The following is a 17,141-nucleotide window of genomic DNA, read 5'->3' as shown; positions in this document are numbered from 1 at the left end:
CAAGCGGTTTTGATAAAAAACTATGATTCCTCATTGTGATAATTTCAAGAAAATTCGTGGCAATCTGTTCGTTTCAATTACTAATATGAGTTATGAATTAACAGATTCCTTTGTTGCTCCTACATTAGAATGACGTATGAAAGCACTAATCAAATCATTACATTTTAAAATCTTAATAAAAAAAAGCGACTCCTAAAAGTCGCTTTTCAAAAATCTTATCTTCTTCGCATATTCTGACGATTGCCATAATGCTGTTTTGGAGCACTTGCAGCACGTTTCATTTGCTGCTCCATCATTTTAATCTGTTCGGTAAGCATTCCACGTTTATCTAGGTCTTTAGCTTCTTTCATTAAGCTTTTCGCTTCATTCTTACGATTCTTTTGTGCAGCAATACCTGCTAAGGTCATTTTTACCATCGCCATATCGTGAGACATACTTAAGCCTAGCTTTTCAGCTTTGCGTAGATGTTTCTCAGCTTGTGTCAAATTGCTTTGCGAAGCCATAATTCCATGTAGGTAATAGTAATACCCTTGTTGTTTTCTCGTTAAAGCAGTTTCTGGATTCTTAATTCTTCCTAAAATACGTTTCGCACCATCAAAATCTTGTTTGCGTAACTTTAAGAATGACAATAAGATAAATTCATTTTTAAAGTAGAATAGCACAAAAATGGCAGCTAATAAAATTAAAAAGATTCCATTACCAATATAACTTTCGTAAAATTGGTAAATTGCGAAGGCAAAAATTCCTCCTGCTATAATGAGTTTGATATTTTTGTTGAACATAAAAACAGTATATATTTAAAGAGGTTGCAAATGTATAAAAAACAATCGAAAATATTTTTTAAAATCTGTTTGTTAAAGTGAAAACTCTTTGTATATTTGCGCCGCACTTTTAGAAAGGAATCTCGCGTGCAATTATAATTATTTTCAAGAGAAATTAAAGATATATTAAGTAATGAAAAGAACATTTCAACCATCGAAAAGAAAAAGAAGAAACAAGCACGGTTTCAGAGAAAGAATGGCTTCTGTAAACGGTAGAAAAGTGCTAGCTCGTAGAAGAGCAAAAGGAAGAAAAAAATTATCTGTGTCATCTGAATTAAGACACAAGAAATAATGATATTGTAGTAATATAAATTAGGTGTTGTTTTTTTAGAAGCGACACCTTTTTTTGTACCCAAATGTTTTTTTATTTTTACGCAACACAACACACAACAAACTAATGCCAAAAAGAGAAGACTTAAAATCCATTTTAATTATTGGATCAGGACCAATCGTAATTGGTCAAGCCTGTGAGTTTGATTACTCAGGATCACAATCATTACGCTCACTTAGAGAAGATGGAATCGAAACCATCTTAATCAATTCAAATCCAGCAACTATCATGACCGATCCATCTATGGCGGATCATGTATATCTAAAACCCCTAAACACACGTTCCATAATTGAAATATTGAAAGCGCATCCACAAATTGATGCAGTATTACCAACTATGGGAGGACAAACAGCTTTAAACTTATGTATTGAAGCTGACGAAAAAGGAATATGGGAAGATTTTGGAGTAAAACTAATCGGAGTAAATATTGATGCAATCAATATTACAGAAGATCGCGAAAAGTTTAGAGAATTGATGGGGAAAATAGGTGTTGCTATGGCACCACAAGCAACTGCGACTTCTTTCTTAAAAGGAAAAGAAATTGCACAAGAGTTTGGTTTCCCATTAGTAATTAGAGCATCCTACACATTAGGTGGAGCAGGAGCTTCTATCGTATACGATCCAGCAGATTTTGATGAGTTATTACGCCGTGGATTAGAAGTATCGCCAATTCATGAAGTAATGATTGATAAAGCGATGATGGGATGGAAAGAATACGAATTAGAATTATTACGTGACAAAAATGATAACGTAGTAATTATCTGTTCTATTGAAAATATGGACCCAATGGGAATCCATACAGGAGATTCTATCACGGTTGCACCAGCAATGACTTTATCTGATCGTACCTATCAAAAAATGCGTGATATGGCGATCAAAATGATGCGTAGTATCGGAGATTTTGAAGGTGGATGTAACGTACAGTTTGCGGTAAGTCCAGACGATCAAGAAGAAATCATTGCTATTGAAATCAATCCACGTGTATCGCGTTCTTCGGCTTTGGCAAGTAAAGCTACAGGATATCCAATTGCAAAAATTGCTTCAAAATTAGCCATCGGTTATACACTTGACGAATTAGACAACCAAATTACAAAATCAACTTCAGCGTTATTTGAGCCAACATTAGACTATGTAATTGTAAAAATACCACGTTGGAACTTTGATAAGTTTGAAGGTTCAGATCGCGAATTAGGACTTCAAATGAAAGCTGTAGGAGAAGTTATGGGAATTGGACGTTCGTTCCAAGAAGCCTTACACAAAGCCACACAATCATTAGAAATTAAACGTAATGGTTTAGGAGCTGATGGAAAAGGATATAAAAATTACGATCAAATCATTAGCAAACTAAGACATGCATCTTGGGATCGTGTTTTTGTGATTTATGACGCGATTCAGATGGGAATTCCATTAAGCAGAATCTACGAAATCACTAAGATTGACATGTGGTTCTTGAAGCAATACGAAGAATTATACAATCTTGAAAAAGAAATTTCTTCGCACAATAAGATTGATAGTATTTCAAAAGATTTATTATTAGAAGCAAAACAAAAAGGATTTGCTGACCGACAAATTGCACACATGTTAGGTTGTTGGGAAAGTGAAGTCTATAAAAAACGTGAAGAATTAGGAATCAAGCGTGTATACAAGCTAGTAGATACCTGTGCGGCAGAATTTACAGCAAAAACACCGTACTATTATTCTACGTTTGAAGCTGAGATTGAAACAGCAGATGGAAATCGTTATGTACACAATGAAAGTGTGGTTACAGATCGTAAAAAGATTGTAGTACTAGGTTCAGGACCAAACAGAATTGGACAAGGTATTGAGTTTGATTACTGTTGTGTACACGGAGTTTTAGCTGCGGCTGAATGTGGATACGAAACCATTATGATCAACTGTAATCCTGAAACAGTTTCTACAGACTTTGATACAGCTGATAAATTATACTTTGAACCAGTTTTCTGGGAACATATTTACGATATCATTCAGCACGAAAAGCCAGAAGGTGTTATTGTTCAGTTAGGAGGACAAACTGCCTTAAAGCTTGCTGAAAAACTAGATCGTTACGGCGTTAAAATTATAGGAACAACCTTCCAATCACTAGATTTAGCTGAAGACAGAGGAAGTTTCTCAACCTTGTTAAAAGAAAACAACATTCCATATCCAGAGTTTGGTGTAGCTGAAAATGCAGATGAAGCATTAGCTCTAGCGGACGAATTAAACTTCCCAATCTTAGTACGTCCGTCCTACGTTCTTGGAGGACAAGGAATGAAAATTGTGATCAACAAGCAAGAATTGGAAGAAACTGTAGTTGACTTACTTCGTAAAATTCCAAACAACAAACTTTTATTAGATCACTACTTAGATGGTGCGATAGAAGCAGAAGCAGATGCGATTTGTGATGGTGAAAATGTATACATCATTGGAATCATGGAGCATATTGAACCTTGCGGAATTCACTCAGGAGATTCAAATGCAACTTTGCCACCATTCAACTTAGGTGAATTTGTAATGCAACAAATCAAAGATCATACTAAAAAGATTGCCTTAGCATTAAATACTGTCGGATTGATCAATATTCAGTTTGCTATCAAAGATGATATGGTATACATCATTGAAGCCAATCCAAGAGCTTCTCGTACAGTACCTTTCATCGCAAAAGCATACAAAGAACCGTATGTAAACTATGCAACAAAAGTAATGTTAGGAGAGAAGAAAGTAACGGACTTTGATTTCAATCCACAATTAGAAGGATACGCTATCAAACAACCAGTATTCTCATTCAACAAGTTCCCGAATGTAAACAAGCGTTTAGGACCAGAAATGAAGAGTACAGGAGAAAGCATCCTATTTATTGATAGCTTAAAAGATGATGACTTCTACAACTTATACTCTCGTAGAAAAATGTATTTGAGTAAATAAATAATTTACTTGTACTTTATAACACAAAGCAAAAGCCTTCTAAATCTAATTAGAAGGCTTTTTTCATGTAATAAGAAAACATATATGAATGCTTTTTAGAGTGAATTTGAATTAGATATTGAGCAAGCTTTCCAATACCTAAAAAAATTATAAAACTTTTTGAATGAACTTTATCTCCAATCTTTTCCGTATTTTTATAGGAAAAAGAAAACTAGTTGGGTGACTTCTTATTTCAACTAGAAAACCCGAAAGAGAAAGGACAATTCATGAACAGTATGAACTTTAACTATGGAAAAGGCTTTACGTTTAGTAAGCATATTCCAGAAGAAGTATCGCATTTTGAGCGTGTGTTTGATATTTTTAAAGATATTCTAACGCATACATCTGGCGATATTGAAGAAGCTTTTGATTGGTTGGAAACCTTAGATACAGAATACGATATCTTTACAGACGATTATACGATTCAAGATTTTGAAGATGATCTTAAAAAACGAGGTTACATCAAAGAAGAAATTGATCCTGAACAAGGCACGGATGGAAATGGTCCGGGTCCAGGAAAAAAGATGCTGACAGCCAAACTAGAAGCTGCATTACGCTCGTATGCACTTGATCAAATATTTGGAAAACTTAAGAAAAGCGGTTTAGGAAACCATCGAACAACCAAACAAGGTGCTGGAGATGAACGCGTGGGAGATCATAGATCGTTTCAATTTGGAGACGATTTGGCTATGATTAATATGACGGAAAGTATCAAAAATGCACAAGTCAACAATGGAATTGGCGATTTACGCATCACAGAAAATGATCTTATCGTCGAAGAAACCAAACACAAATCACACATGAGCACGGTCTTAATGATCGATATCAGTCATTCCATGATTCTCTATGGAGAAGATCGTATCACACCTGCAAAAAAGGTTGCCATGGCATTGGTGGAATTAATTCACCGTAAATACCCAAAAGACTCTATTGATGTTATTGTCTTTGGAAATGAAGCATGGCCGATCAAAATCAAAGATTTACCGTATTTAAAAGTTGGACCGTATCACACAAATACTGTTGCTGGATTGGAATTAGCAATGGATATTCTACGCCGCAAGCGAAATACCAACAAACAAATCTTTATGATTACAGATGGAAAACCAAGTTGTTTGACTCTGCCCAATGGCGAATTTTACAAAAACAGTTTTGGACTAGATGAACGCATCGTTTCTAAATGCTTAACAAAAGCAGCACAAGCGCGAAAACTCAAAATTCCGATCACGACCTTTATGATTGCTCAAGATCCCTATTTGAGACGTTTTGTAGAAATCTTTACAGAACAAAATAGAGGAAAGGCATTCCTGACAGGTTTGTCAGGTTTGGGGCAAATGATTTTTGAAGATTACGAAAAAAATAGAAAACGAAGAATACAATAAATTGTCAAAACGACATTAATAAAATTATAAATACAGCATTTGTTACAGATTACATAAAAAATGCAAACTGAAAAAGGATAATACACTAATGAAACAAGATATCACATTTAAAGAATTAATAGATTTAGGATACACACATAAAACTATAAACGAAGAAATTCAAGCAAATCTAATTGCAAAAATCAAAGCCGATGAACCGGTTTTTGAAGGCTTGTTAGGCTATGAAGACACGGTAATTCCACAATTAAAAAAAGCCTTAATAGCAGGACATCATATTAACTTATTAGGATTGCGTGGGCAAGCCAAAACTCGCATTGCACGTAGTATGGTAGATTTATTGGATGAATACATGCCCATTGTAAAAGGTTCGGAAATTAACGACAGTCCGTTTGTGCCAATTTCGAAATATGCCAAAGATTTACTAGCAGAACATGAAGACGAAACACCAATTTCTTGGGTACATCGTTCGGAACGCTTCTTAGAAAAACTAGCAACTCCAGATGTAAATGTTTCAGATTTAATTGGTGATATCGATCCGATAAAAGCGGCAACATTAAAATTGCCTTATTCGGATGAACGTGTATTGCATTACGGAATGATTCCACGTGCCAATCGTTCGATATTTGTGATCAATGAATTGCCAGATTTGCAAGCGCGCATTCAAGTATCTTTATTCAATATTTTGCAAGAAGGCGATGTGCAAATACGTGGTTTTCAACTTAGAATGCCGCTTGATATCCAATTCGTATTTACGGCAAATCCAGAAGATTATACAAACAGAGGTAGCATTGTAACGCCATTAAAAGATAGAATTGGTTCGCAGATTTTTACGCATTATCCAAAGTCGATTGCCTTGTCACGTCAAATAACGGAGCAAGAAGCAAATGTTTCTAAAGAAGATAAATCAGCCATAAAAATTCCAAATTTGGCAAAAGACTTGCTAGAAGAAGTAGCATTTGCAGCAAGAAATAGTGAATATGTAGATGCAAAAAGTGGTGTCAGTGCGCGTTTAACGATCAGTGCGATGGAAAACCTAATGGCAGCCGCAAAATTACGTTTAATAGAAACTGGCGATGCAGCTACAACTATTCGTTTGGTAGATTTCATGTCGATCATTCCGTCAATTACAGGGAAAATAGAGTTGGTGTATGAAGGCGAACAAGAAGGAGCCGATGAGGTTGCAAAAATCTTGATTGACAATGCTGTTATGACACAATTTGAAGATATCTTTCCACGTGTGCCAAAACTTGAAAAAGAAGGTGTGAAAACCACTTATACGGACGTTGTAAGTTGGTTTGAAGATAACTTTATCGAATTGAATTATACAGATACAGACGATGAATTTTATACAAGTATCAATTCTGTAAAACCGTTGGATGTTGTTATCAAAGAATATGCTGCTGATTACAGCAAAGAAGATCAAGCTTTTTGTAAAGAATTAGTTTTGTGGGCATTGACCATCAATAACAAACTTGATCGTTCTGAAAACAGTACTGCATTTACCATTGATTCTGCTGGTTTTGGCAAACACTTTTTTAGCTAAACAACTGCTTCTTAAAATAGCATAACATGTTTCTGGGGATTCGTATGATTGCTTAGAAACTTTTTTTTATTGATAATTTTCTAAAAGCTGTTTTGTAATTCTGAGGGACTTAGAACCGTTTGCGCCTTAATAAACAAACTAAAATTTGAAAGCGAATCGAAATTGTATAAATACGCAATTTATTTGTGACTTAATTTTTTAAAAGTTAAGTCTCTTTTAATTTCTGTAAGCAGCTTTTGATGTATATATTTTAAAGGTGTTAGTTCTAATTGTTTTTGGTATACTGAGTTAGTTTTTTAGGAGTAACATTCAAAAAATCTGCATATTCTGTAATAGATATTTTATTTAAATGTATATCAATTAAATTAGAGAATTCACGAATAGTAGTATTTGAAATAGGAGTATTTTTTGAATGTAAATTAACGAATACTTCTTCTAAAGCAAATAAGAAAGTATAAAGTTTGTGCATGATGTGTTGTTCATAGTAGATTGTTTTTTCATCGATGATAGATTGGATATTTTTAAAGTAGTAAAAAAGTCTCATTAGCAAATGTTGAAGTATATAATATGTTAGGAAAACAAATTTTAACGAAGCAGTTAGAGGAATAAAGCACTAATATAGATACTTCACAATGGAATAGTGGAATATACTTAATGAAGGTTACTGCAGGTAATTTTACACAAACCAAGCGTTTTGTAAAAAGTTAAATAGTTGAATACAGTAGTAGTAAAAACCCTAAAATGAAAAAACACTCCCAAAAGGAGTGTTTTTTATGAACAATAAATAAAAATGGTTGGTTAGTCACTATCCTAAATAGTCTAGTGATTCTCTTGCGCGAGTTGCATGGCAGCTGCGTCAATTTTTTGTAAATCAATATTCGCAATTGATTTTACAGCTTGTTCGTATGGTTCTAATACTACTTGATTAGTAGGCTTGTTTTTCTTTAAAATTTCTTTGTAAGCATTAATAAATGCTTCAATATCTAGTAGTGAATAATATGCATTTACGTGCTGTGTGCCTGCTTGTGCTGCAAACCGAACTAAATTTCGTAAATACGCAGCATACTTTCCTAAAGCTAGCGGTAATACCAATCGGATATATCGTAATGTTTTGGATATTTTCTCATCAATTTTGGTATCAAAACTTCCTTCTAAAGTTGTTGAAGGAGAAATTTGTTTATAGCGATTTACAGGAATACCAGCAATATTTTTAGCAGATAATGCATTTAAAGCTGCAACTGTAGCTAACGTACCTGTTAATGTTTCAGCAGGATTAGCATCATTTGGTTGTTTGATGTATTCTTCATAAATCGTAGGAATCTTAGCTAAATCGCCTTTTTCCCATGCATGTGGAACAATATCCAAGGCATTGTGCTGACTTAAATAGTAAATATTTTTAGCTTTAATTTGTTTCTCGTAGTACGAAGCAAATCCTTCATCACCAGGAGTAGGTCCTGCGGTTGGAAATGCACCAACTGAAGCTTTGTTATTTGGATCCCAATCGTTTTTCTTATCTACTAAATATAATGCAAGTGTAGGAGATAAAGCACCACCTAGACTATGACCAGCTACAGCAACTTGTACATTTTGTAAGCTTGGATTGTTATTCAAAAAGTTATTCAAGGCGGTAACTACAGAAATCTCTTCTGAATTGGTCATGTTTAATAAAATGTTAAGCCCAATATGTGTTCCATTAGAAATATTTCCTGAGCTTGGTACACCTGTTACCAATTCCCAAGAAACAGTTTTGTTTACAGAAAAGTCTTCTACTAGCCAGCCATAAGGTGAATTTATATTTGTTCCAGCAATGGCGATTACAATTGTATTTTCAGTTTCGTTGTAGTACATTCCCATAGTATTATCAGCATGAACAGAGGTTGAGGTAGGATCGTTTGCGTATACAATCGGTCCCCAAATTGCCTGCCAATCACCAATAATAGCTGTTGTTTCTGTGAGCACATCATGAGCAACTTTGGTAATATATTTTTGCATTTCAAACATTCCGCTTTTACAATCATCTTGTGCCCAAGATAGGCCAGAAGCAGAATTGACAGAGAAAGACAAACTATATATTTGTTTGAGTAGTTGATTAGATGGATTCATTACTTTTATTCATTGTGTGAGTTAATACTTATTCTTACAAATTAACAGCTAAAAAAAAATTAGTAACAGAAGATTTTTACTCGAATATAGAACCACGTAGTTTTACTGATAAAAATTAAAAAAATGTATATTGAATGTTAAAAAAATGTCATTTATGTAAATAATTATTACATTTGTATAAAGCACCAAATTTTTAACGAGTGAAGCAAAAACTACTTTTATTTATTTTACTACTATCATTTAGCACAGCAACCTTTGCACAAAGCACTGCTAGTCCTCAATTTGCTTCAAATTCTGAAATAGTTTTTAATATATCTCCAAATCCAGGAGTGAATGAATTAAACATCCGACTTTCTCAAAAAACGAATGCAGCTGTAGAAGTGTATAATTTACTTGGTAGAAAAATTTACACAGGCAAATTAACTACAATTTACAATGCGATCGATATTTCTTCATGGAAATCTGGAATTTATTTGGTGAAAGTGATTACGGATAAAAAATCGATCACAAAGCGTTTCGTAAAGAAATAATTCCATTCTAATTAATTGTATATATCTTTCTCGTTCGTTAATTACGGAATCTCTATCTTTATTTTATACTTTTCTATATCAGATACATAGTCAGAAGGAACAAAATCATCTCGATCAAATTCTTCATGACGTTTGCGTTTCATTTCCATACGTTTTAAAGCTTTTAAAAAGCGTTTAATCTCTGTTGTATTTTGTAAAAGTAAACCATCTACTTCCACGCCGTTTCCATCGTCGTCACGTGCAACCATAGTGAAATAGGAAGAATTGCAATGTTTTAGAACACCAGTTTGAATATTTTCAGCTTCTACGCGAATACCAACAACCATTGAAGTACGTCCTACATAATTGATAGAAGCGCGCATCGTAACCAATTCGCCAACTTCAATCGGATTCAAAAAATCTACAGTATCTACCGAAGCCGTAACACAATACGCTCGCGAATGTTTGGAAGCACAAGCAAATGCAATCTGATCTAACAACGATAGAATATAACCACCATGAATTTTTCCACTAAAATTAGAATGTGATGGCAACATCAACTCAGAAATGACAACTCTGGAATCTTCGGCAGATTTATACTGTATGCTCATAGTAATACTTTAAATAGTTACTATAAAGTTACAGTATCTTTTTCTAAAATGACAGTATGTCTAAGTTAGATTTAATAAAAACTAACGCTGAACTTTTAAATCTTTTACCATTTGATCCATAAACTCCAAGCGTTCTTTTATTTTGTTGCGAATAGTTTCAGGAGAAAAACGTTTCTTTTGAAAATCAGGATATACTGACCAACGAATGCTATCTTTTTTATAAATCTCTCCAGATCGTAAAATTGCAATTAATTCATCGGTTCTTCTTAAAATATTGGCGTCAGACAAAACAGGTTTTTTTCCGTTTGTACCATTTCTCCAATCATAGTAACGGTTTTTATACATATTCACATTTTGAACAGATTTCATATAATCTTCCATCAATAAAAAGCGGTTATATCCTAGTTGATTTTTATATTTTGGATTTCCATACATGAGTTCCATATTAGCAGAGTACCCATTTCTGACCCAGAGAGAACAATACATTTCAGTACAGTATTGCGCTCCAATAGGAGAATAAATATAGCACCAAGGATTGTTACCATAACACACATAATACGGCGTACCAAAAGCCCAAATAAAGTCCCAAATCACAGGTTCTAACTTATTATCTAGATTCAAAAAATAAAACACATTTTTTCCATTAAAATAACTATCGGGATTTGCAAAAACATCTGCCATGATGAAATAATCTATTTCGGCTTCTTCAGCAACACTCTTTTCCCATTCCATTCCATTCAATACTTCGTTTTCGTAGGAATTAATAGTGTTTTGAATGTGAGTCTTTTGTTCAGGTATAGCGTCTTCATTGTCTGGATATTCATATTGAAATGTTCTTCCTGTAACCGTTGTAAAATCAGGTAAATTGTCCACCTCTTTTACAATAAATCCACCATCACTTTTCTTGTAAGTATTTACATGATTTTTTCCTTGTTGTATTTTTTCTCCGTACGTATATAATCCCCAATATTCCCCGTTTAAAAATACTTGTACATGTCTACTTTGTGGGCCGTAATTTCCCATTTCAGCATAGGTGTCGTAGGAAACCTTATTGCATAACTGAGACGTGTCAACCCAATTGGCAATCATTACCCATTTGTGACTTGATGGCATGCCCATAATAGACATTGCATTCTCTTTTCCAAAGTTGAGCGAAAAGCTTTTCTTTGGAAACGCCATACTTCCTTGTCCTCTGGCATGAATGGTTCCTGAAGTAGCTTGATATGATCCATTCAAACTATACCAGCCATCTTTCATGGGAACATCATAAAACGTAAAATCAGCTTCTAATCGATCTCTGTTTACAGGAAAAGCTCCAGTTTTCGTTTGTATTACTACATACGGAATTGGAGAAGTAGCATCAAATAGGTAATCAATATCACGTTTAATAGTTTTACGAATACCATCTCCAACAAGCGTTACATTCAGTTCAACATCTTGATTTGAATACTTTTTGAGTTTGGCTAATTTTTTTAAATCTATCGAAAACTTTTTGGAAAGTTGAAGTATATCGTTTGTATAAATTGTTCCATCTTCATTACTCAATGAATAGGTATATTTAGAGTATGCATGCGTATCATTCAAAGAAACTGTTAGCAGCGCATTTTCATCGTCGACAATCGTAATAGAATCTTGGACTGTACTATATGCAGTTTGAAAAAGTACAATAGGTTCAATATTGGTTTTGCAGGATATATGCAAACATAAACTTGTGATAAAAAGATATAAAAAGGAACGTTTCATGGCTATATAATTAAAGGTTAGTAGTTATTTTCTTTGAATTAAATATAGCAGAAAAATCAGTTGAAAAACAGAAAATAGATTGTAATTCACTGTAAATCAGGTATAATTACGTGTAGGAACATGTGGTTTAACGTGGTGTTTTTTTAACATAGACCAGTCTTTTTTATTTTTTACTTTCAAGATTAAACCGTGTAATGAGATAAATTATTGATTGGAACTTAATCTGTTTATTGTACCTTGAAGTAATTTTATGAGATCATTACTTCTGTTCTTGTGTTTCTCAATTTGGAGTTCTATATGCGGGATAAAACTTTTGACATTTAAATTTTCAATTGCATTTAAGATAAGGAGACCTTGTCCGTCGATCTTTTGAAGTTCTTTGAGTAGTATAGCTTTTATATTTTCTTTTTTTCATTCAGACAAAGCCAAAATCGCCGTATGTCTTACCTCTTTATTTTTGTCTTAGACGCTGTTCCAAAGTGCTTTGCTAATTTTTACATTCGTTGATTCTGTAAGATTTCCTAATTTAGATACTGCTGTTTCTCGTACTCCAGAATTTTTGTCTTTTGAAAATTCAATCAAGACATCAATAACTTTTTCATCGTCAATCCAAGAAAAGGCGTCTATCAAACTTAACTTTACGACATCTCTGTAGGTTTTAAACTTACACAGGAATTCAATTTGCTGCTTGCTAAAATTCTTATTTACATCATCTAAGGCATTTAGTATAAGGTATGTTCATAAGTATTAGGATCTTCATTTTTGTCTGAACAACTACAGAAAATAAAATAATCTTGGGTTTGGCACATATTTTACATTTGAATTAGAGTTCAGTAAAAATACAGTTATAACTTTTAAAATATAGAACAATTTAGGGAATTGTAGCTTATCATTTTATTATTTAGTTAATGTATTAACTTTGAATTCATCAAAAACAGCTATTATGAGAACATTTAATTTATTGATAGTATTTGGTGTATTTTTTTGTTGATGTGAGGGTAATTTGAAGAAGCAAAAGCCAAACAAATAGCTATTAAAAGTGAGCATATAACGGAGGATTATTTATTTAAAGATTTTGGAATAGTAGCCCATAAAGATGGTGAATTAATAGGAAGTTGAACTTATAATATAAAAATGACTCCAGCTGTTATTGGTAAAGATTCTCTATGGCTGATTACTGAAATAGACGATTTGATTAGTAAAGTAGGAGGCTATTATCTTTATGCAACTCCTTTTGTATTAAAATATACTAAAAATGACGATGGTTACGCCATTGAATTAGAGTTAGAAGCACAGTTAGCTGAAGTTGATAGTCAAGTGACTAAAATAGATGGAGATGTTATCAGTTTTTTGTGAGTATATGATGCTTTACGAAGTAATATTGAAAGTGTTCCTGTAGTTGAGTCGTTAACATTCAAAGATGATGGATTTACGTGTTTAGCAGGAAATCATATTCGTCTCAAAAAAAAGATATACATGACACAACAAGGGAATACAATAGATATTAAAAAAGAAGTATTACACATAATTCCATCAAAAGGATTTAAAGATGCGAAACGCTACGATTTTCTTACTTTCGATGAATTTCCTGAAGTACTGACATATGATAAATTTAGAGGAAGAAAACCTCTTTATGAATCTTTTAAAGGAGCTAATGGCAAGCAAATAAAAAGAGTATCTAAATATGATAATACTGGAGTATTTGATGGTGCAATACAATAATTCACGTTTAATAATGAGCATTCATAAAGTAAAATATTAGTATAACGAATCAGACAATACAAACGAATTCTAAATAATGCACAACGAATTCTAGAACGACTCAAATTTTACACAGTTTCCATAGGATATTTGATACATCAAACAAATAGAAACTATCAAAATCACAATCCTATGAAACATATTTGTATCTTCCTAATCGCACTGATGTCCAGTTTTGGATTTGCACAAAAAACAGAAAGTCCATATCTAGAAGTCCTTACGCCAAATGCAGTCATCCCTTTAAAATCTACGAAAGCAGATGTGAAAATTTCTGGAAATATTGCACATGTACATATTGCACAGACTTATCAAAACACAGGCAGTATTCCCATTGAAGCAAAATATGTATTTCCATTATCTACACAAGCAGCTGTACATAAAATGCAAATGACCATTGGCGATCGTACCATCAATGCAAAAATCTTTGAAAAACAAGAAGCACAGCGCGTATACGATAAAGCCTTAAAAGAAGGAAAAAGAGCTGCAAAACTCGATCAACATCGTCCAAATGTATTTCAAATGAACGTTGGAAATATAGTTCAAAACGATATCGTAACCATTGATATTTATTATACAGAAATGTTAGTGCCTTTAGCAGGAACGTATGAATTTGTATTTCCAGGCGTTGTCGGACCACGATTTACAGGAGAAAATGCGTCAGGAGAAACTGTGTTCAATCAACCATATACTAAAAAAGGTGTTCCAGATACATTTGAGTATGATTTAAATGTACAAATCAATGCTGGAATTCCTATTGCTGATGTTACATCAAATACACATAAAATCAAGGTAAATTACCCAAATACAAGGAAAGCAGAAGTTGCATTGACAAGCGAAAATAAAAATCCTTCCAATCGCGATTTTATCCTAAAATACGGAATGCGCGGAAATGAAATTCAATCTGGATTATTACTATATGAAGAAGATGGAGAAAAATTCTTCGCCTATATGATGGAGCCACCAAAAGCTTCTGTACAAATAAAACCGACTGCAAAAGAATACTTATTCGTAGTTGATGTTTCAGGTTCTATGAACGGTTATCCGATGGAAGTATCTAAAAAACTATTACGCAACTTATTGGTAAATCTTCCAGAAACAGATCGTTATAACATTTTATTATTTGCCGGAGGATCACGTGTATTATCACCAGAACCGTTAACATGTACTCCAGAAAACATTCAACAAGGATTCAACTTCTTAACTAATGTTCGTGGCGGTGGCGGAACAAATCTGCTTAATGCTTTAAAAACAGCGTATGCATTGCCAAGAAAGGACAAAACTAGTGCACGATCAATGGTCGTTATTACGGATGGTTATGTAAGTATAGAACGTCAGGCTTTTGAGATGATAGAGAAAAACTTAGGACAAGCCAATGTATTTACCTTCGGAATTGGTTCAGGTGTAAACAGATATTTATTAGAAGGAATGGCAAAAGTAAGCAGTAGCGAATCGTTTATAGCAACGGAAATGAATGAAGCAAATGAAGTTGCCGAAAAGTTCAGAAACTATATCAAATCACCTTTATTGACGCAAATTCGTATCAAAGCAGATGGTTTCGATGCGTACGATGTTACGCCAAGTAGCATTCCTGATGTATTTGCTTCGCGTCCTATTCTAGTATTCGGAAAGTACAGAGGCGATGCCACAGGAACATTAACCATTACTGGACAAACTGGAAATGGTGTTTTTCAAAAAGAATTTCGTGTAGCAGATGGTATGTTAAGCAAAGACAATGAAGCACTTCGTTACTTATGGGCACGTAAAAAAATAGAACGTTTAGACGATTATAGAAGACGTTTTGGAGATCATACAAAGCAAGAAGTCATAAAACTTGGAATCAAGTACAATTTAGTAACACAATACACCTCATTTGTTGCTATAGATAATGAAGTTGTAAACAAAAATGGTAATCGTAAAGAAGTAAAGCAACCATTGCCAATGCCAAAAAATGTAAACAATAGTGCGGTAGGAGCAGAAGCTTCTGTAAAAGGAAAAACATTCATTAAAAGAAAGAAGCGCACCAAAGTAGCTAAAGCATATACTAAAAGCTTAAATGAAAAAGCAATCACTTGGTTCCGTGAAAATTATGCAAAAATCGTAGAAAAGTATTTGAAAAAGTACGATGGAATTCGTGTGCAAGTAGCTAAAAATGGTACGATATTAAAAGTTGAAATTCTAATAAATGGCAGTTGGATTGTAAACGAAGTATTGCTTGAGCGAATCAACTTGTTGGATGTAAACGAAGTATTCAGCCTTGGACAAAAAGTAACCGTAACCATAAAGAATTAATAGCATGAAGAAGATATGTTTCCTATTGTTTTGGTGTTGTTCGGTTTCCGCTTTCGCAGGAACTGATACAGCGCTAGAAAAGAATAAACAGCCACAACCATTAGTGTTTATAGCAGGTTTTGATGAAGGTGATAATACCTATTATACCAATGCTAAAAACTATTTCATAAATCAGTATTATCAGGTAGTTGAAGAAACACAAAGTTTGGCAGAGATTTTAGTTTGGCTGCGTTTGCATTATGATGCCAATGTCTATGGAGATATTCATATTGTAAGTCATAGCAATCCTTGGAGAGGTTTAGCTATGAAAACCAATCGCAAAAGTGAGCGAATTACTTCGGCGACTTTAGAAGATGCTTTGAAACTAAAAGAAATCGTACCATTAGCTACTAATTTCCTACAAAAAGATACCAAAATCATTTTTCATTCTTGTGGATTGGGCGCGAATGCTGCACTTTTAAAAAGTCTTAAAAAGGCATTTACATTTGATGATAAAATTCAACTATATGCTTCCGAATTCTTTAATGTGTTTGGTGGAAAATATGCTGAACATTATTTGGCAAAAACCTATTACGGATATTATCCTACGGCGCATTCGCCTGGACCAAGAGCGTTGGCGATAGAATTCAAAAAGAAATATCCAAACGTACAGGCAGATTGGGAAACGGTATTAAAAACACGTGCCGAACAATTGCCAGGTGAACTGTATACCTATCGTTTCAATATTCCAGTAGAGTGGGAGTTTGAATTTGAAGCCAAAGAAGACATACCAAACTTTAATAACAAACAAGAAATCATCGATTGGATTTCCGAAGATGAAACCTTACTCAATACGATCAAAGAGTTCAACATTCCCATAGAAAAATTCAGATGGTTAACAAAAGTGCGTGGCAATACTTTATTCATCAAAGGGAAAACTACGGTTTTATGCGTCATGCAACCGATTATGAAAGCAGGTACTAAACTCGAATATTCGCCTGTTGTTGTGAATGGAATTAGTTATACGAAAGTGTAATGCTAACAGTTTTTTTGATGAAGTAATTAGTCAGAACCTTAAAAAAAGAGATAGTTTCTATATTAAAAATTGGAA

16 protein-coding genes are annotated in these 17,141 nt (G+C 33.6%); 10 read left to right on the top strand and 6 right to left on the bottom strand.

Going from position 1 to position 17,141, the window contains the following annotated elements; all coding sequences use genetic code 11:
* Nucleotides 1-215: 215 nt before the first annotated feature.
* Complete coding sequence (locus MK119_RS17420) at nt 216-782, bottom strand: DUF2892 domain-containing protein (protein ID WP_290681348.1); 567 nt, start codon at nt 780-782, stop codon at nt 216-218.
* 172 nt (nt 783-954) lie between these two features.
* Here MK119_RS17420 and rpmH point away from each other — a divergent pair, with 172 nt between their 5' ends.
* The 4 genes from rpmH to MK119_RS17400 all read left to right on the top strand — a co-directional run bounded on the left by rpmH (nt 955) and on the right by MK119_RS17400 (nt 7,035).
* Nucleotides 955-1,113 (top strand): 50S ribosomal protein L34, encoded by a 159-nt coding sequence (rpmH, locus tag MK119_RS17415; protein ID WP_108113866.1) that lies wholly within the window; start codon nt 955-957, stop codon nt 1,111-1,113.
* Nucleotides 1,114-1,218: 105 nt separating this feature from the next.
* The gene (carB, locus tag MK119_RS17410; protein WP_290681343.1) at nt 1,219-4,074 is read left to right on the top strand and encodes a carbamoyl-phosphate synthase large subunit; all 2,856 of its coding nucleotides are present in this window, start codon (nt 1,219-1,221) and stop codon (nt 4,072-4,074) included.
* 266 nt (nt 4,075-4,340) lie between these two features.
* The gene (locus tag MK119_RS17405; RefSeq protein ID WP_290681382.1) at nt 4,341-5,492 is read left to right on the top strand and encodes a VWA domain-containing protein; all 1,152 of its coding nucleotides are present in this window, start codon (nt 4,341-4,343) and stop codon (nt 5,490-5,492) included.
* A gap of 88 nt (nt 5,493-5,580) precedes the next feature.
* A complete protein-coding gene (locus tag MK119_RS17400) occupies nt 5,581-7,035 on the top strand; it encodes a sigma 54-interacting transcriptional regulator (RefSeq protein WP_290681340.1) in 1,455 nt (484 codons plus the stop codon).
* Nucleotides 7,036-7,300: 265 nt separating this feature from the next.
* On the opposite strand, the gene MK119_RS17395 is transcribed toward MK119_RS17400, so the two are convergent.
* Nucleotides 7,301-7,504, bottom strand: coding sequence for a hypothetical protein (locus MK119_RS17395; protein WP_290681337.1), 204 nt, complete (start codon nt 7,502-7,504; stop codon nt 7,301-7,303).
* Between the two features lie 149 nt (nt 7,505-7,653).
* Between MK119_RS17395 and MK119_RS24400 the strand changes: the two genes are divergently transcribed.
* Nucleotides 7,654-7,743, top strand: coding sequence for a T9SS type A sorting domain-containing protein (locus MK119_RS24400; protein WP_366512840.1), 90 nt, complete (start codon nt 7,654-7,656; stop codon nt 7,741-7,743).
* Nucleotides 7,744-7,854: 111 nt separating this feature from the next.
* Here the strand turns inward: MK119_RS24400 and MK119_RS17390 are convergent, their stop codons facing one another.
* Nucleotides 7,855-9,138, bottom strand: a complete 1,284-nt coding sequence (locus tag MK119_RS17390) for a hypothetical protein (RefSeq protein WP_290681333.1) — start codon at nt 9,136-9,138, stop codon at nt 7,855-7,857.
* A gap of 200 nt (nt 9,139-9,338) precedes the next feature.
* Here MK119_RS17390 and MK119_RS17385 point away from each other — a divergent pair, with 200 nt between their 5' ends.
* Nucleotides 9,339-9,668, top strand: a complete 330-nt coding sequence (locus MK119_RS17385; RefSeq protein WP_290681330.1) for a T9SS type A sorting domain-containing protein — start codon at nt 9,339-9,341, stop codon at nt 9,666-9,668.
* A 41-nt stretch (nt 9,669-9,709) separates the two neighbouring features.
* Here MK119_RS17385 and MK119_RS17380 read toward each other — a convergent pair whose 3' ends face one another.
* From MK119_RS17380 to MK119_RS17370, 3 genes are all read right to left on the bottom strand, one after another.
* Entirely contained in the window at nt 9,710-10,258 is a 549-nt protein-coding gene (locus MK119_RS17380; RefSeq protein WP_290681326.1) for an acyl-CoA thioesterase, read from the bottom strand.
* A gap of 81 nt (nt 10,259-10,339) precedes the next feature.
* Nucleotides 10,340-11,959: a CotH kinase family protein gene (locus MK119_RS17375; protein ID WP_290681322.1), complete on the bottom strand. Its 1,620-nt coding sequence runs from the start codon at nt 11,957-11,959 to the stop codon at nt 10,340-10,342.
* A gap of 504 nt (nt 11,960-12,463) precedes the next feature.
* A complete protein-coding gene (locus MK119_RS17370) occupies nt 12,464-12,631 on the bottom strand; it encodes a HEAT repeat domain-containing protein (RefSeq protein WP_290681291.1) in 168 nt (55 codons plus the stop codon).
* Nucleotides 12,632-13,135: 504 nt separating this feature from the next.
* On the opposite strand from MK119_RS17370, the gene MK119_RS17365 reads away from it, so the two are divergent.
* From MK119_RS17365 to MK119_RS17350, 4 genes are all read left to right on the top strand, one after another.
* Nucleotides 13,136-13,357: a hypothetical protein gene (locus tag MK119_RS17365; protein ID WP_290681288.1), complete on the top strand. Its 222-nt coding sequence runs from the start codon at nt 13,136-13,138 to the stop codon at nt 13,355-13,357.
* 120 nt (nt 13,358-13,477) lie between these two features.
* The gene (locus tag MK119_RS17360; protein ID WP_290681286.1) at nt 13,478-13,723 is read left to right on the top strand and encodes a hypothetical protein; all 246 of its coding nucleotides are present in this window, start codon (nt 13,478-13,480) and stop codon (nt 13,721-13,723) included.
* A gap of 171 nt (nt 13,724-13,894) precedes the next feature.
* Entirely contained in the window at nt 13,895-16,051 is a 2,157-nt protein-coding gene (locus MK119_RS17355; protein ID WP_290681284.1) for a VIT and VWA domain-containing protein, read from the top strand.
* Nucleotides 16,052-16,055: 4 nt separating this feature from the next.
* Nucleotides 16,056-17,066, top strand: coding sequence for a hypothetical protein (locus tag MK119_RS17350; protein ID WP_290681281.1), 1,011 nt, complete (start codon nt 16,056-16,058; stop codon nt 17,064-17,066).
* Nucleotides 17,067-17,141: the final 75 nt, after the last annotated feature.

The sequence above is a fragment of the Kordia sp. genome (assembly GCF_022447245.1).
Taxonomy (GTDB): Bacteria; Bacteroidota; Bacteroidia; order Flavobacteriales; family Flavobacteriaceae; genus Kordia.
The sequence above is the reverse complement of the archived record's forward strand: the minus strand, read 5'-3'. Positions and strand labels throughout refer to the sequence as shown.

Excerpts from the sequence above, each read along its gene's own strand:
- MK119_RS17420 (WP_290681348.1), bottom strand. The coding sequence starts at position 782 with ATGTTCAACAAAAATATCAAACTCATTATAGCAGGAGGAATTTTTGCC.
- rpmH (WP_108113866.1), top strand. The coding sequence starts at position 955 with ATGAAAAGAACATTTCAACCATCGAAAAGAAAAAGAAGAAACAAGCAC.
- carB (WP_290681343.1), top strand. The coding sequence starts at position 1,219 with ATGCCAAAAAGAGAAGACTTAAAATCCATTTTAATTATTGGATCAGGA.
- MK119_RS17405 (WP_290681382.1), top strand. The coding sequence starts at position 4,341 with ATGAACAGTATGAACTTTAACTATGGAAAAGGCTTTACGTTTAGTAAG.
- MK119_RS17400 (WP_290681340.1), top strand. The coding sequence starts at position 5,581 with ATGAAACAAGATATCACATTTAAAGAATTAATAGATTTAGGATACACA.
- MK119_RS17395 (WP_290681337.1), bottom strand. The coding sequence starts at position 7,504 with ATGCACAAACTTTATACTTTCTTATTTGCTTTAGAAGAAGTATTCGTT.
- MK119_RS17390 (WP_290681333.1), bottom strand. The coding sequence starts at position 9,138 with ATGAATCCATCTAATCAACTACTCAAACAAATATATAGTTTGTCTTTC.
- MK119_RS17380 (WP_290681326.1), bottom strand. The coding sequence starts at position 10,258 with ATGAGCATACAGTATAAATCTGCCGAAGATTCCAGAGTTGTCATTTCT.
- MK119_RS17365 (WP_290681288.1), top strand. The coding sequence starts at position 13,136 with ATGACTCCAGCTGTTATTGGTAAAGATTCTCTATGGCTGATTACTGAA.
- MK119_RS17360 (WP_290681286.1), top strand. The coding sequence starts at position 13,478 with ATGACACAACAAGGGAATACAATAGATATTAAAAAAGAAGTATTACAC.
- MK119_RS17355 (WP_290681284.1), top strand. The coding sequence starts at position 13,895 with ATGAAACATATTTGTATCTTCCTAATCGCACTGATGTCCAGTTTTGGA.
- MK119_RS17350 (WP_290681281.1), top strand. The coding sequence starts at position 16,056 with ATGAAGAAGATATGTTTCCTATTGTTTTGGTGTTGTTCGGTTTCCGCT.